The 21940-nt window shown below is 74.4% G+C and carries 22 protein-coding genes and 1 pseudogene; 13 read left to right on the plus strand and 10 right to left on the minus strand.

Annotation, left to right across the window (positions count from 1 at the left end; all coding sequences use genetic code 11):
• The first annotated feature begins 3 nt into the window (after positions 1 to 3).
• Together Dvina_RS12350 and Dvina_RS12355 are read left to right on the plus strand one after the other, a co-directional pair.
• Positions 4 to 1026: an RNA polymerase subunit sigma-70 gene (locus tag Dvina_RS12350; RefSeq protein ID WP_246656178.1), complete on the plus strand. Its 1023-nt coding sequence runs from the start codon at positions 4 to 6 to the stop codon at positions 1024 to 1026.
• Between the two features lie 98 nt (positions 1027 to 1124).
• Positions 1125 to 1658 carry a TetR-like C-terminal domain-containing protein gene (locus tag Dvina_RS12355; RefSeq protein WP_223102578.1) on the plus strand — a complete coding sequence of 178 codons (534 nt, stop codon included), beginning with the start codon at positions 1125 to 1127 and terminating at the stop codon, positions 1656 to 1658.
• Here the strand turns inward: Dvina_RS12355 and Dvina_RS12360 are convergent.
• Positions 1627 to 2394, minus strand: coding sequence for a hypothetical protein (locus Dvina_RS12360; RefSeq protein ID WP_223102579.1), 768 nt, complete (start codon positions 2392 to 2394; stop codon positions 1627 to 1629). The genes Dvina_RS12355 and Dvina_RS12360 overlap by 32 nt on opposite strands.
• Positions 2395 to 2491: 97 nt before the next feature.
• On the opposite strand from Dvina_RS12360, the gene Dvina_RS12365 reads away from it, so the two are divergent.
• The 4 genes from Dvina_RS12365 (at position 2492) to Dvina_RS12380 (ending at position 6411) form a co-directional block, all read left to right on the plus strand.
• The gene (locus tag Dvina_RS12365; RefSeq protein ID WP_223102580.1) at positions 2492 to 2899 is read left to right on the plus strand and encodes a cupin domain-containing protein; all 408 of its coding nucleotides are present in this window, start codon (positions 2492 to 2494) and stop codon (positions 2897 to 2899) included.
• Between the two features lie 287 nt (positions 2900 to 3186).
• On the plus strand, positions 3187 to 5154 hold the full coding sequence (locus Dvina_RS12370; protein WP_223102581.1) for a discoidin domain-containing protein: 1968 nt from the start codon (positions 3187 to 3189) through the stop codon (positions 5152 to 5154).
• A 250-nt stretch (positions 5155 to 5404) separates the two neighbouring features.
• Entirely contained in the window at positions 5405 to 5830 is a 426-nt protein-coding gene (locus Dvina_RS12375; RefSeq protein WP_223102582.1) for an Rrf2 family transcriptional regulator, read from the plus strand.
• Positions 5827 to 6411 (plus strand): NIPSNAP family protein, encoded by a 585-nt coding sequence (locus Dvina_RS12380; protein WP_223102583.1) that lies wholly within the window; start codon positions 5827 to 5829, stop codon positions 6409 to 6411. The genes Dvina_RS12375 and Dvina_RS12380 overlap by 4 nt, the downstream gene beginning before the upstream one ends.
• A gap of 31 nt (positions 6412 to 6442) precedes the next feature.
• On the opposite strand, the gene Dvina_RS12385 is transcribed toward Dvina_RS12380, so the two are convergent.
• Complete coding sequence (locus Dvina_RS12385; RefSeq protein WP_223102584.1) at positions 6443 to 6799, minus strand: hypothetical protein; 357 nt, start codon at positions 6797 to 6799, stop codon at positions 6443 to 6445.
• Complete coding sequence (locus Dvina_RS12390; RefSeq protein ID WP_223102585.1) at positions 6796 to 7410, minus strand: PadR family transcriptional regulator; 615 nt, start codon at positions 7408 to 7410, stop codon at positions 6796 to 6798. Before Dvina_RS12390 ends, Dvina_RS12385 begins: the two co-directional genes overlap by 4 nt.
• Before the next feature lie 128 nt (positions 7411 to 7538).
• Here Dvina_RS12390 and Dvina_RS12395 point away from each other — a divergent pair, with 128 nt between their 5' ends.
• From Dvina_RS12395 to Dvina_RS12405, 3 genes are all read left to right on the plus strand, one after another.
• Entirely contained in the window at positions 7539 to 8063 is a 525-nt protein-coding gene (locus Dvina_RS12395; RefSeq protein ID WP_223102586.1) for an RNA polymerase sigma factor, read from the plus strand.
• The gene (locus Dvina_RS12400) at positions 8060 to 8989 is read left to right on the plus strand and encodes a hypothetical protein (RefSeq protein WP_223102587.1); all 930 of its coding nucleotides are present in this window, start codon (positions 8060 to 8062) and stop codon (positions 8987 to 8989) included. The genes Dvina_RS12395 and Dvina_RS12400 overlap by 4 nt, the downstream gene beginning before the upstream one ends.
• 86 nt (positions 8990 to 9075) lie before the next feature.
• The gene (locus tag Dvina_RS12405) at positions 9076 to 9651 is read left to right on the plus strand and encodes a hypothetical protein (RefSeq protein WP_223102588.1); all 576 of its coding nucleotides are present in this window, start codon (positions 9076 to 9078) and stop codon (positions 9649 to 9651) included.
• 44 nt (positions 9652 to 9695) lie between these two features.
• Here the strand turns inward: Dvina_RS12405 and Dvina_RS12410 are convergent, their stop codons facing one another.
• On the minus strand, positions 9696 to 11093 hold the full coding sequence (locus Dvina_RS12410) for an FAD-dependent oxidoreductase (RefSeq protein WP_223102589.1): 1398 nt from the start codon (positions 11091 to 11093) through the stop codon (positions 9696 to 9698).
• A gap of 92 nt (positions 11094 to 11185) precedes the next feature.
• Here Dvina_RS12410 and Dvina_RS12415 point away from each other — a divergent pair, with 92 nt between their 5' ends.
• Entirely contained in the window at positions 11186 to 14104 is a 2919-nt protein-coding gene (locus tag Dvina_RS12415; protein WP_223102590.1) for an ATP-binding protein, read from the plus strand.
• Here Dvina_RS12415 and Dvina_RS12420 read toward each other — a convergent pair.
• The gene (locus tag Dvina_RS12420; RefSeq protein WP_246656179.1) at positions 14089 to 15498 is read right to left on the minus strand and encodes a sigma factor; all 1410 of its coding nucleotides are present in this window, start codon (positions 15496 to 15498) and stop codon (positions 14089 to 14091) included. The two genes, Dvina_RS12415 and Dvina_RS12420, sit on opposite strands and share 16 nt — an antisense overlap.
• Positions 15499 to 15566: 68 nt before the next feature.
• Positions 15567 to 16592 (minus strand): zinc-dependent alcohol dehydrogenase family protein, encoded by a 1026-nt coding sequence (locus Dvina_RS12425; RefSeq protein ID WP_246656180.1) that lies wholly within the window; start codon positions 16590 to 16592, stop codon positions 15567 to 15569.
• An 87-nt stretch (positions 16593 to 16679) separates the two neighbouring features.
• Between Dvina_RS12425 and Dvina_RS12430 the strand changes: the two genes are divergently transcribed.
• Together Dvina_RS12430 and Dvina_RS12435 are read left to right on the plus strand one after the other, a co-directional pair.
• A complete protein-coding gene (locus Dvina_RS12430) occupies positions 16680 to 17453 on the plus strand; it encodes a helix-turn-helix transcriptional regulator (protein WP_223102591.1) in 774 nt (257 codons plus the stop codon).
• 152 nt (positions 17454 to 17605) lie between these two features.
• Positions 17606 to 18487, plus strand: a pseudogene (locus Dvina_RS12435) (MFS transporter); the annotation flags it as partial.
• A 93-nt stretch (positions 18488 to 18580) separates the two neighbouring features.
• Here Dvina_RS12435 and Dvina_RS12440 read toward each other — a convergent pair.
• A complete protein-coding gene (locus Dvina_RS12440) occupies positions 18581 to 20017 on the minus strand; it encodes an MFS transporter (protein WP_223105493.1) in 1437 nt (478 codons plus the stop codon).
• Between the two features lie 142 nt (positions 20018 to 20159).
• Between Dvina_RS12440 and Dvina_RS12445 the strand changes: the two genes are divergently transcribed.
• Entirely contained in the window at positions 20160 to 21038 is an 879-nt protein-coding gene (locus tag Dvina_RS12445; protein WP_223102592.1) for a hypothetical protein, read from the plus strand.
• A gap of 10 nt (positions 21039 to 21048) precedes the next feature.
• On the opposite strand, the gene Dvina_RS55675 is transcribed toward Dvina_RS12445, so the two are convergent.
• Genes Dvina_RS55675 through Dvina_RS12460 form a run of 3 tightly spaced genes read right to left on the minus strand, consistent with a single transcriptional unit; the run spans position 21049 to position 21903 of the window.
• Positions 21049 to 21303 carry a sigma-70 family RNA polymerase sigma factor gene (locus Dvina_RS55675; RefSeq protein ID WP_223102594.1) on the minus strand — a complete coding sequence of 85 codons (255 nt, stop codon included), beginning with the start codon at positions 21301 to 21303 and terminating at the stop codon, positions 21049 to 21051.
• Positions 21304 to 21341: 38 nt separating this feature from the next.
• Entirely contained in the window at positions 21342 to 21512 is a 171-nt protein-coding gene (locus Dvina_RS12455) for a hypothetical protein (RefSeq protein ID WP_223102595.1), read from the minus strand.
• A complete protein-coding gene (locus tag Dvina_RS12460) occupies positions 21493 to 21903 on the minus strand; it encodes a DUF2000 domain-containing protein (protein ID WP_223102596.1) in 411 nt (136 codons plus the stop codon). Before Dvina_RS12460 ends, Dvina_RS12455 begins: the two co-directional genes overlap by 20 nt.
• Positions 21904 to 21940 lie beyond the last annotated feature (37 nt).

The raw sequence follows: 21940 nt of genomic DNA on the forward strand, positions 1-21940 counted from the left end.
GTGATGAGCGTGCTGGATCGGGCCCGGGGCGGCGACACGGGGGCGTTCGCCGAGCTGATCGAGCCGTTCCGGCGGGAGCTGTTCGTGCACTGCTACCGCATGCTCGGCTCCGTCCAGGACGCCGAGGACGTGCTGCAGGAGACGCTGACGTCGGCCTGGCGGGGGCTCGGCGGGTTCGCCGGGCGGGCGTCGGTGCGCACGTGGCTGTACCGGATCGCGACGAACCGGTGCCTCAACTGGCTGCGCGACGCCGGCCGGGCCCGGCCGGGGGCCGACCCGGCCGCGCGGGCGGACCTTCCCGCGCCGACCCGCACGGGCGAGACGATCTGGCTGCAGCCGATTCCCGACGCGCTCCTGGAGGGGCTGCCCGACGACACGCCCGGGCCGGAGGCGCGCTACGAGCGGCGGGAGGCGGTTTCGCTGGCGTTCGTGGCCGCGGTGCAGTCACTGCCGCCGCGGCAGCGGGCGGTGCTGCTGCTGCGCGACGTCCTCGGGTATCGGGCGGCGGAGGCGGCCGACCTGCTGGGCGTGACCGAGGACGCGGCGAACGCGCTGCTCAAGCGGGCCCGGTCGATCTCGTTCGAGCGGCCGGCGGCCGAGCCGGCCGGGGCCGGACGCGGTGAGGCCGGGCGCGGTGAGGCCGGCCGGGCGGGTGCCGGGCCGCTGTCGGCGCGGCAGCGCCTCGCCGCGAGCCGGTTCGCCGACGCGATCGAGGCCGGCGACGTGGATGCGATGGTCGCGCTGCTGACCGACGACGCGTGGCTGACGATGCCGCCGGCGCCGTTCGAGTATCAGGGGCGGGCCGCGATCGGCGAGTTCTTCCGGCACGTCGGGCTGGCCGACGGGCGGCGCCGCTACCGGCTGGTCCCGACGGGCGCGAACTGGCAGCCGGCCTACGGCTGCTACGTGTCCGGCCGCGCCCACGGGCTGCTCGTGATCACGATGCGGGGTGAGCTGGTGTCGGCCTTCACCCGGTTCCTGGACAACGCCACGCTGCCCTACTTCGGGCTGCCCCGCAGCCTGTAGGGCTTGACGGGTCCAGGCTAACATCATTAGCTTTTAAGCTATGAGAATGAGCCTGGAGGCCGGCGTTGCCTAGGGCCGGCCTGACGCCCGCGGCGATCGTGGACGCGGCGCTGCGGGTCGTCGACGCGGGCGGGCCGGCGGCGCTGACCCTGGCCGCGGTCGCGGCCGAGTGCGGGGTGGCCACGCCGTCGCTCTACAAGCACGTGGCCGGGCTCCCCGAGCTGCGCGGACTGCTGACGGTCCGCATCTACGAGGAGCTGACCACCGCGGTGATCGATGCCGTGATCGGCCGCAGCGGCGACGACGCGCTCGAGGCGGTGATGCTCGCCTATCACGGCTACGCGATCGGCCACCCGCACCGATACTCGCTGGCGCCCCAGCGTCCCGACGTCACCGACCCGGCCGCCGCGGCGGCCGCGAGCCGGATCCTCGACGTGCTCTTCGCCGTGTTCAAGGCCTACGACCTCACCGACGAGCAGATCGTGCACGCGACCCGCGTCCTGCGGGCCGCGATGCACGGGTTCGCCGTCCTGCACGGCGCCTTTCAGATGGTCGAGGACGTCCGGACCACCCAGCGGATCCTGATCGAGACGATGAAATCTATTCGTGTGGCAGCAAAAATCGCCAGTTGAGTTGGGCCCGGCGGCCGTCGGGCAGCTTGAGGACCGGCCACTGCGGCTGGTCCGGGTGCGGCACGGCGCGCATGAGGGCGCGGGCCTGGCGGTCGCGCAGGTCCATCTGCGTCAGGAACTCGTCCTTGCGGAACTGCGGCACCGGCACCCCGGCCGGCCACGGCTGCACGGCGGTGGTCGGCTGGGCGGCGTCGAGCAGCACGACGACCGCGCGGACCGCGTCCGGGTGGAACGCGGCGCCGGAGCCGGTGACCCGGTTGCGCAGCTGGGTGAGGTGGTCGAGGAGGGAGTACGCCGGCGTCGGGTACGCCCGGTCGCGCCGCGTCTCCTCCAGCCCCTCGAACGTCAGGCTGAACTTCCGGCCGTTCGCGCGGGCCGTGAAGACCGTCGACGGCACGTCCGCGATCATCGGCGCGCCCGGGCGGCGCTGGCCGTTGGCCGGGTCGCGCAGCACCGTGGTGGCGTGGTTGCGCAGCGAGCGCACCTCGCCCGGGCCGATCCGCAGCCGCTTGGCCGCGTCCGCGATCAGCACGCCGTCGTCGTACGCGACGAGCCGCGGCGCCCGCAGCGCGCTCCAGCCCGCCGGCACGAACCCGCCGACCAGCTCCCAGGTCAGCATCGGCCGCGCGGGGCCGCCGCGCTCGGGGCCGGTCGCGGCGATGGCGGCGGCCGCACCCCCGACGGCGGTCGTGACGCCGACGGCCCCGGCCGCCAGCAGCAAGCTCCTGCGGTTCATGATGTCGAGCTCCCGTCCGGTCCGGGCCCCGGGCCCGGCCACTGCACTGTGTGACGACAACCGTGTAACGACAATTCGGACAAAAGGACCCGCAACGATGACCGATCACTGGCACGCACCCCTGCGGCACATCCGCGGCGCCGAGCTCACCGGCGACACGCGGCAGACGTCCGGCATGAGCCGCCTGGAAGCGATCTCCGGGCGGACCGTCGGCTCCGAGAAGCTCTGGATGGGCCGCACGCACGTCGCGCCGGCGACGAACTCCGGCGACCATCACCACGGCGAGGCCGAGACCGCGATCTACGTCGTCTCGGGCCACCCCGTGTTCGTCTTCGCGGAGGGCGCCGAGGAGATCCGCCTGGAGACCGAGCCGGGCGACTACGTGTTCGTACCGCCATTCGTCCCGCACCGCGAGGAGAACCCGGGGGACGAGGAGGCTGTCGTCGTCATCGCCCGCAGTACCCAGGACGGGATTGTGGTGAATCTTCCGAGTCTGTGGGGCTGACGCCGAACGCTGCAAAAGTTCGTCGCAAACTTGCGGCTTTCATATCGAAGTATTGCGTTGGGAGCGCGGACCCTGGCAGGATCTCACGCCAGAAGCCGACAATGTCAGCGCCGCCAACCACGCGCCCCCACCCGGCGTGAGCGGTCCGCGAAGCGGAGCCACTCACCATCGGCACAGGTGTAAGCCGATGCCGGAGCCGGTGGAGGGGCGGTGTTGCTGCCTTATGCCGGACGTGTGCGGGCCCCCGCCCAGGGTCCGTTCCCCCGCCGTGCCCGAGGAGTCCACCCATGGGAGTTTCCCGCCGCTCCGTCATCGTCACCTCGATCGCCGCCAGCGCCGCCGCCGCCGTGCCGATCGCCCTGAACGCCGGCGTGTCCGCGGCGGCCAGCGCGCCCGGTGACGTCGTCGGCAAGATCACCGTCGGCTACCAGGGCTGGTTCGCCGCGCCCGGCGACGGCGCCCCGATCAACGGCTGGTGGCACTACAGCCCCGACTGGTCGCAGCCGCCGGCCCCGGGCGCGTGCTCGATCACGTGCTGGCCCGACATGCGCGACTTCACGAAGGGGTACCGCACCAACTTCGCCAACCTCGGCAACGGCCAGCCGGCGAACCTGTTCTCGTCCTACGACCAGCAGACCGTCGACACGCACTTCCGCTGGATGCAGCAGAACGGCTGCGACACCGCGGCCCTGCAGCGCTTCAACCCCAACGGCGGCGAGGGCGCGACCCGCGACGCGATGGCTCAGAAGGTGCGCCAGGCGGCGGAGGCCTACGGCCGCAAGTTCTACATCATGTACGACGTCACCTGGTGGCTGACGATGCAGAACGAGATCAAGGCCGACTGGGCGAACAAGATGTCCGCGCACGCCGCCTCCGCGGCCTACGCGCGGCAGAACGGCAAGCCGGTCGTGTGCATCTGGGGCTTCGGGTTCAACGACGACGGCCGCCCGTTCGCCCCGGCCGCCTGCCTCGACGTCATCAACTGGTTCAAGGGCCAGGGCTGCTACGTGATCGGGGGCGTGCCGACGCACTGGCGGCTCGGCACCGACGACTCGCGGGCCGGGTTCATCGACGTGTACCACGCCTTCGACATGGTCTCGCCGTGGATGGTCGGCCGGATCAGCGACAACGCCGGCGCCGACTGGTACTACCAGAACCGCGTGCTCGGCGACCTGGCCGACCTCAACGCCCGCGGTATCGACTACCAGCCGTGCGTCATCCCCGGCGACCTCGCCGCCGGCCACCGCCGCCACGGCGAGCTGATGTGGCGGCAGTTCTACAACCACACCCGGGCCGGCGTGAAGAGCGCCTACATCTCGATGTTCGACGAGTTCAACGAGGGCAACCAGATCGCGAAGACCGCCGAGAGCGCGGCCTGGCAGCCCACGAACTCCGGCATGCGCGCGCTCGACGAGGACGGCACCCCCTGCTCGTCCGACTACTACCTGCGCCTCACCAACGACGGCGGCCGGATGCTCAAGGGCCAGATCGCGCTGACCGAGGCGCGCTTCACCGCCCCGTTCCCGACCGGCCCGGACCAGAGCGCGCCGTCGGTCCCCGGCAGCCTGCGCGTCACGGGCACGACCGACACCACAGTCGCCCTGGCCTGGAACGCCGCAACCGACAACGTCGGCGTCGCCGGCTATCGCATCAGCCGGGTCGCAGGAGCGACGAGCAGTGTCGTGGGTACCACGACCACGCTCGCCTTCACCGCGACGGGCTTGAGTGCGAGCACGGGGTACACGTTCACGGTCGCCGCCTTCGATGCGGCCGGCAACGCCTCCGGCGCCTCGAACGCGGTCACCGCCACGACGACGGCCCCGCCGAGCGGCTCCACGAACCTGGCCGCCGGTCGGCCGACCGCCGAGAGCAGCCACACCCAGACGTACGGCAGCGGCAACGCGGTCGACGGCAACACCGGCACCTACTGGGAGAGCGCGAACAACGCGTGGCCGCAGTGGCTGCAGGTCGACCTCGGCAGTGCCGTCGCCACCCGGCGGATCGTCCTGACGCTGCCGCCGCAGTCCTCGTGGGCGACCCGGACGCAGACGGTGGCGGTGAGCGGCAGCACGAACGGGAGCAGCTTCACGGGGATCGTGGGCGCCCAGGGGTACACCTTCGATCCGGCTTCCGGAAACACGGTCACGATCACCTTCCCGGCCACCGTCACCACCCGGTATCTGCGCCTGACGTTCACGGCCAACACCGGCTGGCCGGCCGGGCAGGTCTCGGAGCTGCGCGTCTACAGCGCCTGAGACGTCCGCGCGCCGGTCGCCGCCGAAGGCCGGTCGCGCGGATCGGTCGTGCCGTTCCCGGCTCCGGCGCCGACGGTACCGGGAACGGCACGACCCCTTCGCCCGGAGCGGATCGCGACAGCCATCAGCACCCCGGCCGCGATCCCGAGCCCGAACCGCCCGGCCGCCGCGGTCAGTCCGGCTGTCGACGGCTGATGTTGTTGTAACAGAAGTTGTTGCTTTTGGTGCGGGTTTGGCCGAGACTGGGCGCGTGGCGGCCAACAGCAGGGTGACGATCGCGGCGCACGCGCTGGCGTGGCTGGAGCTGGCCCGGCGGCAGGGCCGGGAGGTGCTCACCTCCGAGGAGGTGGCGGCGAGCGTCAACACCAACCCGGTGATCGTCCGGCGCAGCCTCGGCGACCTGCAGCGGGCGGGCCTCGTGACGGCCCGCCGCGGTGCCGGCGCCGGGTTCTCGCTCGCCCGTGGGGCCGAAGACATCACGCTGCTCGACGTCTGGCTGGCGGTGTCCCCGGAGCCGCTCCTCGCCCTGCACCACTCGGAGCCCAACCTGGAGTGCCCGGTGGGCCGCGGCATCCGTCCCGTGCTCAGCGACCTGTACGACGAGGCGACCGAAGCGTTCCGGGCGACACTGGCCCGCCAGAGCGTCGCCGCCGTTCTGGAGAGGATTCTGCAGTGATTGTCGAGCTGCGGCAGTACACCCTGCGCGAGGGCCGGCGCGACGAGCTCATCGACCTGTTCGATCGCGAGTTCGTGGAGACCCAGGAGGAGCTGGGCATGGCCGTCCTGGGCCAGTTCCGCGACCTCGACGCCCCCGACCGCTTCGTCTGGCTCCGCGCCTTCCCCGACATGCCGTCGCGCCGCGCAGCGCTTGAAGCGTTCTACAACGGTCCAGTGTGGACAAAACACGGGCCGGCCGCGAACGCCACGATGCTCGACTCCGACGACGTCCTGCTCCTGCGCGCGCTGACGCCGCTTCCACCCGGCCGCCGGGGCGGCGCCGGCCCGCAGTCACTGCTGCACGCCTCCATCTGGTACTCCGACCGCCCGTTCCCCGAGGAGCCGCCCACCGGGCCGGACGCGCTGGCGGTGCTGCGGACGGAGTACGCCGAGAACACCTTCCCCCGCCTACCCGTCCGCGCGGGCGAGCACGTTCTCGTCCACCTCACCCGCTCCCCGCTCCCGCCGGCCACCCCGGCCCACGTCGTGCGGGCCGAGCACCTGCGCCTCGCCCCGACCAGCCGCTCCGCGCTGTTCTGAGCGCCGTCCCCGCGGCCGGGGGTGCAGGAGGTCAGCTCAGGTGGTGCTCGATCTGGCGGGCCAGCCGGGTGGCGCCGTCGCCGACCTTCTTGCGCCAGCCGATGAAGAGGCGGTTGGCCAGCGGGACGGCCCAGGCGCCGCGGGCGGCGATGTTGTAGACGCGGTAGACGACGGTGGTGCCGTGCTCACCGGCGGGCTCGGCGCTGATCTCGCCGCGGTACCACCAGTGGCCCTGGAAGCCGACCACGCCGGGGCGGTGATCGATGTCGACGTATGCGCGCTGCTCGGGGCCGAGGAACGCGGTGAGCACCCAGCCGTCGTCGATGAGCGCGAGCACCCGCTCGACGGGCGCCGCTACCGGGGCGGAGGCCTCGAACAGGAGCTTCACGAGCCCTCCTCCCGCAGCAGTGCCTCGACGCCGGCGATCTCCAGCGGCGATCCGGGCCACTGCAGCGCGCCGCGCTCGATGTCCGCGGCTATGCCCTGCACCCAGGCGGCCTCCGCGGCCAGGCGGGCGGCCTCGTACTCGGTCTCCAGCAGCAGGATCCGGGGCAGCGGCAGCCCGAGCGCGCCCAGTGCGGCCCGGACGCGCCGCTCGAGCTCGGCCTGGCGCTCGTGCAGCGCGTCGACGACGACCGGCGGCGGCAGGCACCCCGCGTAGTTCAGCGCCGCCGTGAACAGCGTCGAGTCGGCGTCGGGGATGCGCATCAGCCGGGCCACCCACTCCCGCAGCCGCTGGCCGCCCGGCTCGGTGAGTGCGTAGACGGTCCGCTCCGGCCGCCCCGGGTCCCGGCCCGTGCCGGCGACCGTGATGTCACCGGTGGCGACGAGCCGGTTCGTGGCGTGGTAGAGGCTTCGCGGCAGCCCGGTGACGAACGTCTTGTGCGTCTTCTCGATGAGCCGGTGCATCTCGTAGGTGTGCCGGGGCCCGGTGAGCAGCAGCGCGAGCACCGTCAACGCCACCAGGTCCCGATCGGCCTTCGGCACTGCATGCTCCATGCTAGTGCATTCTGCACTATTGCATCGTGCATGAGCAAGCCCGGTGGTCGGCCGTCATGCTCGCGGCTCCGGCGACGCGAAGGCTGCGGGCCGGTAACCTTGTCGCGCCCGCGCACACAGAGAAGAACATGAACGTCGTCAACGAACGCGACGCCGACTGGTTCCGCGGCATCTACGCCCGGCACTATCCCGATGTCGTGCGCTACGGCCTGCGCCGGCTGGACGGCACCGCCGCGGCGGAGGAGCTCGCCCAGGAGGTGTTCCTGGTCGCGTGGCGCCGCCGGCGGGAGGCGCCCGCGCGCACGCTGCCGTGGCTCTACGGCGTGGGCCGCCGGCTGCTGGCCAACCACTGGCGCGCCGAGCGGGCCGCCCCGCCGCCGCTCGCGCTGCTCGACGTCCCCGATCGCGACCGCCACGACGCGGTCGCGCGCCTCGTCGACGTGCGGGCCGCGCTGGCCCGGCTGCCCGAGGACGACCAGGAGATCCTGCGGCTCGTCGCCTGGGAACAGCTCGCGGTGCGGGAGGCCGCGGTGGCCCTCGGCTGCACCGTCACCGCCGCGAAGGTGCGGCTGCACCGGGCCCGCAGGCGGCTGATCGAGCAGCTGCGCGACGAGCCGGCCACCCCGCCCGCCCGGATCGGAGGGACCCGATGAACCACCAGGAGCTCCACGCCCGGCTGGAGGCGGCCGACCCGGCCCGCAACGTCCCGATCGGCCCGGGCGACCCCGATGCCGTGCTGCGGCGCGCGGCCGTCGCGGCGGACCTCGACCCGCCCCGGCGCCGGCGGGCCCTCGCCGTGGCCGCGGTCGCGCTGGCCGTCGTCGCCGTGCTCACCGGGGCCGCGGTCCTGCTGCGGCCGCACCCGTCGGTCCAGCCGGCGCCGCCGCCGGTGGCGCCGACGGTGCGGGCCGGCTGCTTGGCCGAGCTCGCGGGGCAGGTGCAGCCGGCGCCGTACGACGGGGTGCGCGGCGCCTACGAGTACCAGCGGCAGAGCATCCCCGGCAGCCGCGTCTACGCGATTCCCGGCCATCCGGGGCAGGTCGCCGGGGCCTACTGGCATGCCGAGGTGCAGACCTGGCGGGCCGCCGACGGCTCGGGCCGCCGCGTCACCGACAACGGCATCGTCACCATCGGCGACAACGCCTCGCTCGAGTACTTCCAGGCGCACCAGGACCAGCTGCCGACGCCGGCCCCGCACGAGGACGAGTCGTTCGGGCCCGGTCGGCTGCCGGCCGCCGCCGCGCTCGACCTGAGTGTCGCCCTGCCCCCCGCGCAGGCGCTGGCGACGGTCGCCGAGCTGAACACGGACCGGATCCCCGGCCGCGACCAGCGGGCCGCGATCCTGCGCTACCTCGCCGCACTGCCGGGGCTGGCGTGCGAGGGCCTCATGAACGTGGGCGACTCCGGCGCCGGACTGCTGGTCACCGCCCGTTCCGGCGCGAGTCCCGCCCCGGGCCCCGGGGACGGCGATGCGGCGGCGGTCTTCAACCGCTCGACCGGCGAGCTGATGGCTTTCGGCCGCACGGGAGGGCGCTGGAAGTGCGTCTACCTGCAGCGCAACATGGTCAATTCGAAATAGTGTGTCGGTCTCCACACAGATCAATACCGTTTGTCCAAATCCTCACCGGCAATCCAGAAAGGGACCCGAACGAACGAGGAGGATCAATGGAGAACCCCAAGTTCCGTACCGCCCTCGGTGCGATGGCGATGGTCATCGCGATGGTCGCGCTTTCCCTGGTGGGCGGCACCGCGGCCAACGCGGCCCCGGCCAAGGCGGCGGCACCGGACGCGGTGGGCACGCTCACCTCGGTGGTGACCGGCACCTTCACGGACGCCCAGGGCGGCACCGGCACCTTCGCCGGGACGTTCACCCCGTCGCAGTTCACCCCGGCGGCCGACCACGTCGACGCCACCGGCGTGCTGGCCGGGCAGCTCACCGACTCCACGGGCGCCGTGCAGAACGTCTCGCAGACCCAGACGTTCGCCGTGCAGGACATCAACCCCATCGGGTGCCAGGTGCTCGACCTGAACCTCGCCCCGCTGGACCTCAACCTGCTCGGCCTGGCCGTGCACCTGGACCGCGTGCACCTGAACATCACCGCGATCCCGGGCGCCGGTAACCTGCTCGGCAACCTGATCTGCGGCATCGCCGGCCTGCTCGACGGCGTCGGCCTGTTCGCGCAGATCTCGCAGCTGCTCAACCAGATCCTGGGCCTGCTGGGCCTGCTGGGCGGCCTGTAACCGAATGAGGGGCGCGGCCGATCGGGCCGCGCCCCCTCCCTGTCTCAGATCCGGCCCATGAGCCGCAGTCGCAGCGCCCGCAGCACGAGACCGGGCCGGGCGAGTGCGGCCGGATGCGTCTCCATCGACGTCACGCGGTTGAGCTCGCGGCACGTCGGCTCGTCGACCATCGAGGCCCGCTGCACCAGGTCGCCGGCCCAGCGGATGATCCGGTATCCGCGCGGCTGCCCGGACGTGACGTGCGGCAGCCCCAGGTCGGCGAACGTCGAGATCTGCCACGCCGCGTCCACGACGACGCGGACCTTCTCGAAGTACTCCCGCGCCGGGGTGGTGGTCACGTCCGGCCCGGTCTGCAGCCAGGCCGACAGGCACGAGGCGTGCAGCGTCGCCGAGGTCATCCCCTGGCCGTACACGGGGTTGAACGAGGCGACCGCGTCGCCGGCCGCGACGAGCCCGGCGGGCAGCCGGTCCACGGCGTGGAAGTCCCGGCGGCGGCTGTCGGCCTGGTGGTACGTGATGATCCCGCCGATCATCCGGCCCTTCTCGGCGATCTCGCCGAACATCGCCGGGAAGTACCTGCGGCAGCGCTCGGCGTACTCCGCCGGGTCGCGCGAGGGCCGGTCGTCGTCGTATCCGGCGACGAGCATCAGCCAGCGGTTCTGCTCGACCGACAGCACGCCGCCGATCCGCGCCACCCGCCCCGGCCCCGGCGTCTCCTGGGTGACGACGACCCACGCGTCGCTTATCGACTCGTCCCGCTCGAACAGCGCCGACGCGTAGTTGAGCCGGATCGGCATCCGCTGCATCGGCGCCCGCGGCCAGCCGTGCTCCTCCAGCCAGTCGTTGAGCCGGCTGGAGCGGCCCATCGCGTCGACGACCAGGTCCGCGTCGAGCAGCACCGGCTCGTCCTGCCCCGCGGGCACGTACGCCGCCCCGGTCACCGCCGAGTCGGTGAACCGCAGGCCCTCGGCCCGCCCGCACACGACGCGCACATTGGGCAGCGCCAGGACCCGGCGCCGGACCTGATACTCCAGGAACGGCCGGGTCGTGATGAGGATCGGCCGCTCCGGTGGCGGGTCCGGCACCTCGCGGAGCTTGTTGTTGATGTACACGCGCCCGTCGCTGCGCCCGTAGTCCGGCGCCCCGGCGGCCACGGCCGCGTCGGTGAACCCCGGGAACCAGCGCTCCAGCTGCGTCTGCCCGGCCGGGAGCAGGGCGTGCACCTGCGTGCCCTGCGGCACCCCGGGTCGCGGCTCGGCTCCCTCGGTGGGGTCGCGCTCGACGATGACCACCTCGCCGGCGTGGTCGCTGAGCACCCGGGCCGCCATCAGCCCGGCCATGCTGCCGCCCAGGACGACGGCGCGCTCCAGGATCCGGCGCGGCGGGCCCGGCGGCGCGGAGGTACTGATCTCGGCGAAGACCTGTGGTGCGGAAGGTGCCATGGAAGTTGATTTTACTGATGCAAATATTTCCCGCTGTCGAACGAGCCGGGCGGCGCCGTGGACCTGATCAGCGCAGGCGCACAATAGCGATCATGCGCTTCAGCATCCTCGGGCCGCTCGAAGTCCACGACGATGCCGGAAACGCCGTCGCCGTGGCCGGGCCGAAGCCGCGGGCGCTGCTGGTCCGGCTGCTGCTCTCGGCCGGGCGGGTCGTGCCGTTCGAGCGGCTCGGCGGCGAGACACCCAACGCGCTGCAGGCCCAGGTCTCGCGGCTGCGGCGGGCGCTGCCGGGCGGCCTCGTCGAGTTCGCCGGGGCCGGATACCGCATCGCGATCGACCCCGACGACGTCGACGTGCACCGGTTCGAGCGCGGCGCCGCCGACGGCCGGAGGCTGCTCGCGCTGGGAGAGTGCCGAGCCGCGGCATCAGTACTGCGAGCAGCGCTTGACCTGTGGCGCGGACCCGCCCTGGCCGACCTGCCGGAGGCCGCGGCGCAGGTGGTGCGCCTGGAGGAGGCCCGGCTGGCCGCGGTCGAGGACCTCGTGGAGGCGGAGCTCGCCCTGCCCGCGGGCACCGCGATCGGGCCGCTGCGCCGGCTGGTCGCCGAGCACCCCTTCCGCGAGCGGCTGCGCGGTCAGCTCATGCGGGCACTCCACGCGGCCGGGCGCACGGCCGAGGCCCTCGGCGAGTTCGACGACCTGCGCCGGCTCCTCGCCGCCGAGCTCGGCACCGACCCTTCGGCCGCGCTGCGCGCAGTACACCTGCGACTGCTGCAGGGGGAGAGCGCACCACCCGCGCGGCGCGGCCCACCGGCACCGCTCACCCGCCTGATCGGGCGGGCGGCGGAGCTGCAGCGGCTGGCCGCGCTCGGGCCGGCGCGGCTCGTCACGCTCGTCGGGCCCGGAGGAGCCGGCAAGACGCGGCTCGCGGTGGAGGCGGCCGGGCCGGGAGCCTGCTTCGCCGACCTGTCCGCCGTCGAGGACGCGGCGGGGGTACCGCTGGAGGTCGCCGCGGCGCTCGGGCTGCGCGACGGCGGCCTGGCCCCCGCGGCCGCGGCCGATCCCGTGCGGCGGCTGGAGTCCGCCCTCGCCGGCCAGGAACTGCTGCTCGTCCTGGACAACTGTGAGCAGGCCCTGGACGCCGTCGCCGGGCTGGTCCGCACGCTGCTCGGCGCGGGCCCGGGGCTGCGCGTGCTTGCGACGAGCCGGGAGCCGCTCGGGCTGACCGGCGAGGTGCTCGTGCCCGTCGGCCCGCTGCCGCCCGAGCCGGCGCTGGCGCTGTTCGCCGAGCGCGCCGCGGCCGTGCGGCCCGGGTTCACGGTCGGGGCCGGCAACGCCGAAGCGGTCCGCCAGGTCTGCGCGCTCGTCGACGGGCTGCCCCTCGCCATCGAGCTGGCCGCGGCCCGGCTGCGGCAGCTGGACATCCACGCGCTGGCCGCGCGGCTCGCCCAGCACGAGCACTTCGCGGTGCTGTCGCGCGGCGACCGCACCGCGGCCGATCGGCACCGCACCCTGCACGCCGTCGTCGACTGGTCGTGGCGGCTCCTCAGCGACGAGGAGCGCACGGCCGCCGGCCGCCTGTCGGTGTTCGCCGGCGGCGCGACCGGGCCGGCGGCGCTGGCCGTCTGCGGTGCGGGGGAGGAGGTGCTCATCGATCTCGCCGATCGCTCGCTGGTGGTGGCGCGCGATGGGCGGTACAGGATGCTGGAGACGATCCTGCTCTTCTGCCGCGGGCGGTTGGGCGCGGCCGAGCAGGCCCGCCTGCAGCAGGCCCACGCCGCCTACTTCCTGCGGCTCGCGTGCACCGCCGACGGGTTCCTGCGCCGGGCCGAGCAGCTCGACTGGCTGGCCGTCCTGGCCGCCGACCACGACAACCTGATCGCCGCCGTCCGCCACGCCGACCGCCCCACGGCGATGCGGCTGATCACGGCGCTGGCCGCGTACTGGTGGCTGAGCGGCCGCCGCCGGGAGGTCGCGCCGCTGGCCGCCGCGCTGCTGGACGGGCCGGTCGAGGGGCTGGAGGAGGAGTACGTCAGCTGCGTCGTGCACGCCGAGTCCATGGCCCCGCCGGCCCACCGCGCGCACGCCGACGCGGTGGTGGCCGCACTTGACCGCCCGCTGCGCCACCCGTTCGGCGCCGCCGTGTGGGGCATGTCCCGGGCCCCGGGCACCGGCCCCGACCCGTCACCGGCGATCCTGGCCGGCGATCCGTGGAACGAGGCGCTGCAGGACCTCGGCCTGGAGCTGCTCCAGGTCCTCGGCGGCCACCCGGCCGAGGCCCGCCTCCAGGACGTGCACGCCCGGTTCCTGGCCCTCGGCGAGCGCTGGGGCATCGGCCAGTGCCAGGACTGGCTGGCCCAGGTGGCGTCGTGGCGCGGCGACCACGCCCTGGCCCACGAGCGCTGGGCCGTGTCGATCGGCTGCTTCGACGAGCTGGGCGCCGCCCTCGAAGCCGCGGACGTCCTGTGCCGCCGCGGCTTCGACAGCATCCGGCAGGCTGCCCTGCCCGCCGCGGAGGCGGACTTCCGCCGGGCGATCCCGACCCCGGCGAGCGCGCTCGGCCTGGCCGAGGTGGCCCGCCTGCGCGGCGACCTCCCGCTCGCCGCGGCCGAGCTGGAGCGCGCGGCCGCGGAGATCCGGCCCGGCGACCCGGCCTCCGTGTACGTCCGCGCGAGCGTCCTCACCGCCCGGGCCCGCCTGGCCGAGGCCGAGCACCGCCTCGACGACGCCGCCCGCCTGCACGAGGACGCGTGGACCGCGGTCCAGCGCGCGCCGCTGCCCGCGAACCTGGCCGACGTCCTCGAGGGCCGGGCCGGGCACGCGCTGCTGACCGGCCGGGCCCGGACGGCCGCGGTGCTGCTGGGCCGGGCGGTGGCACTGCGCGGCACCGCGGTGGCCGGCGACCCCGACGTGGCCGCGACCGCCGCCGGGGCGACCGCCGCCCTGGGCCCTTCCGCGTTCGCGGACGCCTACGCGGAAGGGCTGCGCGGAGACGCTCAGAACAGCGTGTGAGCGCCGGGGAGCAGCACCCTGGCCGTGTCGGGGACGGGGCTGGTCACGGTGATCGCGCCGGTGGCGCGGTCGAGCCGGCCGACGCGGGTCGGCTCGTGGGCGACCATCAGGACGGCGTCCCCGGCGACCGCCGCCGGCCGCCAGGCGGACCCGGGCGGCAGGGCGAACTGCCGCTCCACGGCGCCGGTGGCCAGGCTGATCTCCAGCAGCCGGACCGCGCGATGGTCCTGCTTGACGGTCATGGTGATGCGGGTGCCGTCCGCTGACACCAGCGCCGGGTCGGTGCCGCCGTTGAACAGCTCCTGACCGGGGCCGAGGGCGGCCTGGCGGGCGTCGACGGCGACCGTCCGCTCGGCGCCGGTGGCCGGGTCGAGGATGTGCAGCGTCAGCGGCCGGCCGCGGTCCACGACGACCAGCTCGCCGCTGGGCAGGACCGCGATCACCTCGTTCGCGACGGGCGGCCGGTAGGTCACGACCTGGCGGCTGGTGAGCTCGACGCGGGTGTAGCCGAAGGTGTCGCCGCCGAGCACCGACCACATCACGAGCCAGCGGCTGTCGGGCGACCAGCCCATCGGCTCCCACACGCCCGACCGCAGCCGGTCACCGAGCGGCGCCTGCGGTGCCGCGTCGCTCGTCAGGTCGCGCAGCCGATACCCGCTGCCGAACAGCGCGGCAACCCACCGCCCGTCCGGCGACAGCGACGGCGTGCCGAGATCGCCCAACCGGCCGAGCGCGTAGCGCCGCCCGTCCACCAGCACCGTCACGTCGGCATCGCAGGACCCTCCGGTGCACGGTTCGTGGTAGAGCAGCGAGGCCGCGCCGACCGCCGCGTCCGGCAGCGCCGGGAGCGTCGGCCGGCGGCTGGTCAGCACGGTCGGCACCGGTGCGGCGGGCTCCGCCCCCGGCCGGCCGCCCGGCCAGACGGCCACCCCGGCGGCCAGCACCACCGCCGTGGCCGCGGCCGCCGCGGCGGCTCCGGCCAGCCGCCGGCGGCGGCGGATGCGGTGCGCCCGGCGCAGCACCACGACCGCCCGCTGCCGCGGGGTCAGCCGGGCCAGCGCGGCCAGCAGCGCCACCCGATCGGTGACCTCCGTCGCCTCGTCCCGCCCGGCCGCACCGTCGAGCTCGATCGGCGCCCGCCCCTGCACCTCGAAGCGCTGCCGCCGCCACCAGCTCGTGCGCTCGTTGACCATGATCCGCCGCACGTACGCCTCCGGATCGCCGCCGACCACGAGCCGCGACCATCGCAGCGCCGCCCGTGCGAGCGCCGTCTGCACGAGGTCCTCGGCGAGCTGATGGTCACCGGTCAGCAGGAACGCGATCCGCGACAGCCTCGGCCCGCGCGCGACAACGAACGCCCGGAAGCTCTCTTCACCGTCCACACCTACCCACACGCGATCCACCCGGCTCCGGTTGGGTGCCGCACCCGGGCGCTTTCCGCCCGGCGTGGTGGCCGCGAGGGTCAGCGCACGGTGATGACGACCTTGCCGAAGGGGTCGGCCGACTCGTAGTGGTGATAGGCCTCGCGGGCCTGGTGGAAGGGGAAGGTGCGGGCGATCGGCGGGTGGAGGTCGTGGGCGGTGATGAAGGCGTTCAGGGCCTCGAACTGCGTGCGGGTGGCGACCGCCACCGCGCGGACGGTAGCCGCCTTGGCGAAGATGAGCCGGGGGTCCAGGGCGGGCCAGTCGCCCGACACGGCGCCGACGAGGGCCACGTGGCCGTCGAGCGTGAGGCAGTCGAGGGCCTCGGGCAGCGCACCGGCGGTGTCGATCACCCGGTCGGCGCCGCGGCCGGCGGTCAGGCGGCGGACCTCGGCGGGCCAGTCCGCGCGGCGGTCGAGGACCGCGTCGGCACCCAGGGCGCGCAGCCGGTCGGCCTTGGCCGGTGAGCCGGTCGTGGCGAGCACGCGCAGACCCAGCAGACGCCCCAGTTGTACCGCGAACAGCGACACGCCCCCGGAGCCCGTCGCCACCACCGTCTGTCCGCGGTGGACTCCCCGGCCGTCGCCGGTCAGCGCGTTCCAGGCGGTCACCGCCGCGCACGGCAGCGTCGCCGCCTCCGCGTGCGTCAGGTTGGCCGGGGCGTGCACCAGCGCCCGCTCCGGCAGCACCACCTCCTCGGCCAGCATCCCGTCGAGCGTGCCGCCCAGCTGGGGCAGGCTTTCCGGCGTGAGCGGGCCGTCCAGCCAGTGCGGGAACAGGGCTGCCGCGACCCGGTCGCCGGGCTTGAACCGCCGCACGCCGGGGCCGACCGCGACCACCTCGCCGGCGCCATCGGAGACCGCGACGACGTCCGGCTTCACCGGCAGGACGTAGCGGCCGCGGGCCACGAGGAGCTCGCGGAAGCTCAGCGACACCGCGTGCACGGCGACGTGCACCTCGCCCGGTGCGAGCGCGGCGGGGACGGGGTCGTGCTCCCGGAGCGTCAGGCCCTCGATCCCGGCGCCGCTGGTGATGTGCCAGGCCCGGATCGGCTGGATGGAAGTCATGGGCAGCACCATCCGGCCGCGGCGCGCGCGGCGGCAATTCCCCGGAGGGAATCGGCGGGCGGGCGGGTGAAGCGGTAGACAGGAGCGGTGACGGAGCGGTTCGGTGGTGCGTTGCGGGAGTGGCGGAGCCGGCGCCGGGTGAGTCAGCTGGAGCTGGCCGTGCGGGCCGGCACCACGCAGCGGCACGTCAGTTTCCTGGAGAGCGGCCGGTCCGCGCCCGGGCGGGCGATGATCATTCGACTGGCGGAGTCGTTGGAGGTGCCCGTTCGCGAGCGCAACGATCTGCTCCTCGCGGCCGGGTTCGCTCCCGCGTACCCCCGAAGTGCTCTGGATTCTCCGGAGCTCGCCCCCGTCCGGGCGGCGCTCGAGCACGTGCTGCGCGGGCACCTGCCGTATCCGGCGGTCGTCGTCGACCGGCACGGCGACCTGGTGTCGGCGAACGCCGCGTTCCACCGCCTGACCCGCGGGGCCGATCCGGCGCTGCTGGAGCCGCCGGTGAGCGTGGCCCGGTTCCTGCTGCACCCGCGGGGCCTCGCGCCGCGCATCGTGAACCTCGACGAGTGGGCCTGGCACGTCGTCGACCGGGTCCGCGCCGAGGCCGCCCGCAACCCCGACGAGCGCCTCGTCGCGCTGGCCGCCGAGCTGGCCGGGCTGGCGCCCCCGCGGCCGGCCCAGCCGGGCCTGCACCACCTCGGTTTCGCGGTACCGCTGCGCCTGCGCGACACCGACGACCGCGAGCTGAGCCTCATCACCACGCTCACGCACTTCGGGACCGCGGTGGACGTGACGATCGCCGAGCTGCGCCTCGAGGCCTTTCTGCCCGCCGACGCCGCGACGGCCGCGGCGCTGGGCAGGTCCTGACCGGGCGCGGCCCGACCCTTATTTCGGAGCGTGTCAAAAGGGTGGCGGACGCGGTACGGTGCCTTGTGCCAGTCGCCCCGCGCCGCGCCCGGATCGCCGGCTGCCTGCTGTTCCTGCTGTTCGGCGGCGCGCTCGGCGCCTGGACGGCGCGGGTGCCGGCGATCAAGCACGGGCTGGAGCTCGACGACTTCCGGCTCAGCGTGGCGCTGCTCGGGCTGGCCGTGGGCGCGATCGCGGGGCAGCTCGGGGCCGGGCGGCTGGTGGACCGGTTCGGCAGCGTGCGGGTCGCGCGGCCGACGGCGCTGCTGGAGGGGGTCCTGCTGCTGCCCTCCGCCTACGCGCCCTCCCTGCCGCTGCTGACCCTGGCCCTGCTGGTGTTCGGCCTCAACCACGGCGTGCTCAACGTGTCGATGAACGCCAACGCGCTCGGGGTCCAGCGGGCCTACGGGCGCCCGATCATCTCGTCGTTCCACGCGGTGTACAGCATCGGCGGGTTCGCCGGGGCCGCGCTCGGCGGCCTGTGCGCGCACCTGGGCTGGTCGCCGCGCGGCACGTTCCTCCTCGTCGGCGCGCTCGCCGTGGCCCTGGCCGGGTGGGCGCTGGGCTGGATCGCGACCGAGCCGCCGCCGGCCGCGCCGGAGCCGGGCCGGGTGAAGGCGGGCCGGCTCGACGGTGTGTACCTGCTGGGCGGGCTCGCGTTCTGTGCGCTGGTGGGGGAGGGGGCGGCGGCCGACTGGAGCGCCGTGTACCTCCGCGACGACCTGGGCGGCACCGCCGGGTTCGCGGCCGCCGGATACGCCGCGTTCGCCATCGCCATGACCGCCGGCCGCCTCGTCGGGGACCGCCTCACCGTGCTGCTCGGCCCGGTCGGCCTGGTGCGCCTGGGTGGCCTGGTGGCGGCGGCCGGGCTGGGCGTCGCGCTGCTGATCGATGAGCGGATCGCGGGCGTGGCCGGGTTCGCGGCCCTGGGCGCCGGTCTCTCGTGCGTGGCGCCCCAGGTGTTCTCGGCGGCGACGGCCCGCAACCCGGCCCAGCCGGCGCGGGCGCTGTCGGTCGCGGTAAGCCTGGGCTACGCGGGCTTCCTCGCCGGGCCCGTCCTGATCGGCGCGGCCACGCAGGTGGTGCCGCTACCGGTGGCCCTGCTCCTGCCGGTCGCCCTCGCGCTCCTGGTCGCCGCCGCGGCCGGCGCGGTCCGGGCTCCGCGCGCCGCCGACCACGTCGACGACGGCCGCGACAAGCGCGACCACCACGAAGCCGATCGTCACCCATAGCGACGCCTGGAACGCCAGCTCCCAGTCGCCGCCGTGGTGGGCCAGCCGGTTGAAGAACACGGCCCCGACGGCGGCGATCCCGACGGCGGTGCCGATGCGCTGCCCGGTCTGCAGCACCGCCCCGGCGCTCCCGGCCCGCCGCACCGGCACCTCGGCGAGGGTGAGCGTCTGGTTGGGGCTGATCACCAGCCCGCTGCCGATGCCGGCGACAAGCAGCGGCAGGGCCGTCGCGAAGCCGGCCCCGCGGCCGGGCACGAGGTGCAGGGCGAGCTCGGTGCCGCCGAGCCCGAGGCCGACGAGCACGAGGCCGGCGACGACGAGCGGCCGGCCGTAGCGGTTCACGATCCGCCCGCCGATGGCCGCGGCCGCCGCCGAGCCGAGCGCGAACGGCGTCACCGCCAGCCCCGCCTCCAGCGCCGAGTAGTGCAGCCCGCTCTGCAGCAGCAGCGTGAACGTGAAGAAGATGGACGTGAACCCGCCGAAGTAGAACAGCCCGACGAGCGCGCCGAGCCCATAGGAGCGCACGCCGAAGAGCGACAGATCGATGAGGGAGGTACCGCGGCGGGCGAAGCGGCGCTCCCAGGCGACGAAGCCGGCCAGGATGGCGACGGCCGCGACGACCAGCAGCCACTTCGCCGAGCCCTTCCACTGCTGCTCCTGCACGAGCGGCAGCAGCAGCGCGACGACGCCGACGCCCAGCAGCACCACGCCGACCGGGTCGAGCGGCTCGCGCTCCCGCGCCTGCGGCGAGCGCCCCGGAATCCACTTGGTGCCGAGCAGGATGGCCACGATGCCGATGGGCAGGTTGATGTAGAAGATCCACCGCCAGCCCTCGGCCGTGCCGAACACCTGGATCAGCAGCCCGCCCAGCAGCGGCCCGACGGCTGTCGAGACCCCGATCGTGGCCCCCAGCAGCCCGAACGGCCGTCCCCGCTCGGCCGGCTCGAACAGCTGCTGGATCAGCCCGGACACCTGCGGGTTGACGACACCGGCGGCGGCGCCCTGCACGAGCCGCGCGACGATGAGCCACAGCGCCCCGGTGGCCAGCCCGGCCGCCGCGCTCGCCAGCGTGAACACGGCCAGCCCGGCGATGAACGCGTTGCGCCGCCCGCGGGCGTCCCCGAACCGCCCGGCCGGCACGAGCAGCAGCCCGAACGTCAGCGCGTACCCGGACAGGACCCACTGCAGCTCCGCCGAGCTCAACGCCAGGTTGCCCCGGATCGACGGCAGCGCCACGTTGACGATGCTCACGTCGAGCAGCGTCATGAACCCGGCCACGAGCACGACACTCATCGCGCGCCAGCGGTGCTTCAGGGGCCCATCGTCGCTCGTCACCGCCTGCCAGTGCCCAACCGGGCCCCCGGCAAACCAGCGATCGGGCCGGCCGCCGGAAAACCGGTCGGCGGGCGCGGGCCGGGCGGCTAGGTTGCCTCGCATGGGGATCCGGGCCAACTACGTGGTGATCGAGGACGGGGACACCTACCTTGCATGGTCGCGGTGGGGCGGTGACCACGTCGTGGCCGACCTCCGCGCCGGGCCCCGCGCGGCGACCGATGCCATCCGCCCGCCGCACCCGCCGGTGGTGCCCGCGCCCGACACGGCCGAGGCGCTGCTGTGGCGCGGGCCGGTGCGCGTCGAGGAGCTCATGACCGACGTCTACTGCGAGGGCGCCGCGCTCATCGACCACGACCGGCGGGTGCTGCTCGCCTTCCAGTGGGTGGAGGACTACGCCGCGTTCATCGACGGGCTCGCCGCGCTCACCGAGGCGTGGCCGGGCTGGCGGGTGCGCTGGGCGTTCGACGGGGTGCTCGACCTGGCCGCGTACCTCGGGCGGGACCGCGAAAGGCTACGTGAGAACCGGCTGCCCGATGCGTCGGTGTTCGCGGGTCGCCCGGCACCGTTCCACGGCCCGGGGCGGTGTGTCCCGGACGCGTCGGACACCTACTACGAGGGCGTGCTGAGCGTGCGGCATCCGGACGGCTCGCTCGAGCTGTACCTGGCGACCGAGCGCCCGTCAGTTGTCGCCTTCACCACCGCCGCGGCGATCACCGCCCTGGAGCCGGGCTTCCGCACCCTGACCCGCCAGGTGTTTCCCCGCTGGGGTCTGCACCTCGAGCCGGAGTCGCGCACGGCCGGGCTGTGGAGCATCGACCTGTTCGAGGGCGCCCTCATCGACCCGGAGCCGAACTGGCCGGGCTGGACCTGGGACGTGTGGGGCGGCGACATCCGCCGGCAGCTCGACGCCTGCGGTGGTGCGCTGCGGGTGCCGCCGCTCCCGGCCGCGCTGCGCGATCTGCCGGCCGTCGGCGTGTGAGCGGCCGGCGTCAGAAGCCGGCGCGCACCGCGTGGCTGCGCAGGGTGGCCAGGGCGCGGGCGGACTGACTCTTGACGGTGCCGGGGCTGCAGCCGAGCGCGCGGGCGGTCTGTTCGATGGAGAGGTCGCAGCAGTACCGCAGGACCAGCACGGCCCGGCGGCGGGGCGGTAACCGGTTGAGGAGGTCCTGGACCGGGAGGCGATCGACGATGGCGTCCGGGGCCTCGCCCGGGTGGCGCTGGAGGGGCATGGGAATCGTGTCCATGCTGCACGATGGACAACGATCCTGACGCACCGCTGAAATCAGCCTGACGCACGCAGCCTCCGGGCTTCCAGGTGCGCGCGCTGGGCCGGGCTGAGCTCCAGGGCGAGCGCGGCGGTGAAGGCGGCGGCCGCGGCCGGGTACAGCGCGTGCCCGCCCTTGATGACCGTGGCCGCGGCCCGGAAAGGACACTCAGCCGTGCAGGCGGGCACCTTTGAGGATCCGGTCCACGGCGTTCTTCGGCCCGTGCACCGCGACCCCGGCCAGGTGCAGCTCGGCGCGGGGCACGGCGCGCACGGCGGCCCGGTTGTCATCGTCGTTGCCGGTCTTGAACAGCTCGTCGGTGAATACGGCGAGGGCCACGCCGCGCTCGATCGCCCGGGCGTGCGCGGCGGTCAGGACGTCGGCCGAGCCCTCGAAGACCAGGACGGGCTGGCCGAGCATCGGCAGGTAGCGGGTGCCGTCCGCGTCCTCGTAGTCGGCGCCGAGCAGCTCCGGCCGGGTGCCGGCCACGCCGCTGACGACGAAGGCGGTCACGTTGAGCCGCTGCCAGGTCGGCAGGTCGTCGCGGAGCAGGACAGCGATCTTGGTGGGGAACGTCATGTGCTCAGCCTGCGCAAGGGGCGGCCCGCTGGCTTGT

The organism is Dactylosporangium vinaceum (assembly GCF_019904175.1).
In the GTDB taxonomy this organism is placed as follows: Bacteria; Actinomycetota; Actinomycetes; order Mycobacteriales; family Micromonosporaceae; genus Dactylosporangium; species Dactylosporangium vinaceum.

Excerpts from the sequence above, each read along its gene's own strand:
- Dvina_RS12460 (WP_223102596.1), bottom strand. The coding sequence starts at position 21,903 with ATGACGTTCCCCACCAAGATCGCTGTCCTGCTCCGCGACGACCTGCCG.
- Dvina_RS12410 (WP_223102589.1), bottom strand. The coding sequence starts at position 11,093 with ATGGCACCTTCCGCACCACAGGTCTTCGCCGAGATCAGTACCTCCGCG.
- Dvina_RS12360 (WP_223102579.1), bottom strand. The coding sequence starts at position 2,394 with ATGAACCGCAGGAGCTTGCTGCTGGCGGCCGGGGCCGTCGGCGTCACG.
- Dvina_RS12395 (WP_223102586.1), top strand. The coding sequence starts at position 7,539 with ATGAACGTCGTCAACGAACGCGACGCCGACTGGTTCCGCGGCATCTAC.
- Dvina_RS55675 (WP_223102594.1), bottom strand. The coding sequence starts at position 21,303 with ATGGACACGATTCCCATGCCCCTCCAGCGCCACCCGGGCGAGGCCCCG.
- Dvina_RS12425 (WP_246656180.1), bottom strand. The coding sequence starts at position 16,592 with ATGACTTCCATCCAGCCGATCCGGGCCTGGCACATCACCAGCGGCGCC.
- Dvina_RS12405 (WP_223102588.1), top strand. The coding sequence starts at position 9,076 with ATGGAGAACCCCAAGTTCCGTACCGCCCTCGGTGCGATGGCGATGGTC.
- Dvina_RS12350 (WP_246656178.1), top strand. The coding sequence starts at position 4 with ATGAGCGTGCTGGATCGGGCCCGGGGCGGCGACACGGGGGCGTTCGCC.
- Dvina_RS12440 (WP_223105493.1), bottom strand. The coding sequence starts at position 20,017 with ATGAGTGTCGTGCTCGTGGCCGGGTTCATGACGCTGCTCGACGTGAGC.
- Dvina_RS12390 (WP_223102585.1), bottom strand. The coding sequence starts at position 7,410 with ATGGAGCATGCAGTGCCGAAGGCCGATCGGGACCTGGTGGCGTTGACG.
- Dvina_RS12365 (WP_223102580.1), top strand. The coding sequence starts at position 2,492 with ATGACCGATCACTGGCACGCACCCCTGCGGCACATCCGCGGCGCCGAG.
- Dvina_RS12445 (WP_223102592.1), top strand. The coding sequence starts at position 20,160 with ATGGGGATCCGGGCCAACTACGTGGTGATCGAGGACGGGGACACCTAC.
- Dvina_RS12415 (WP_223102590.1), top strand. The coding sequence starts at position 11,186 with ATGCGCTTCAGCATCCTCGGGCCGCTCGAAGTCCACGACGATGCCGGA.
- Dvina_RS12370 (WP_223102581.1), top strand. The coding sequence starts at position 3,187 with ATGGGAGTTTCCCGCCGCTCCGTCATCGTCACCTCGATCGCCGCCAGC.
- Dvina_RS12400 (WP_223102587.1), top strand. The coding sequence starts at position 8,060 with ATGAACCACCAGGAGCTCCACGCCCGGCTGGAGGCGGCCGACCCGGCC.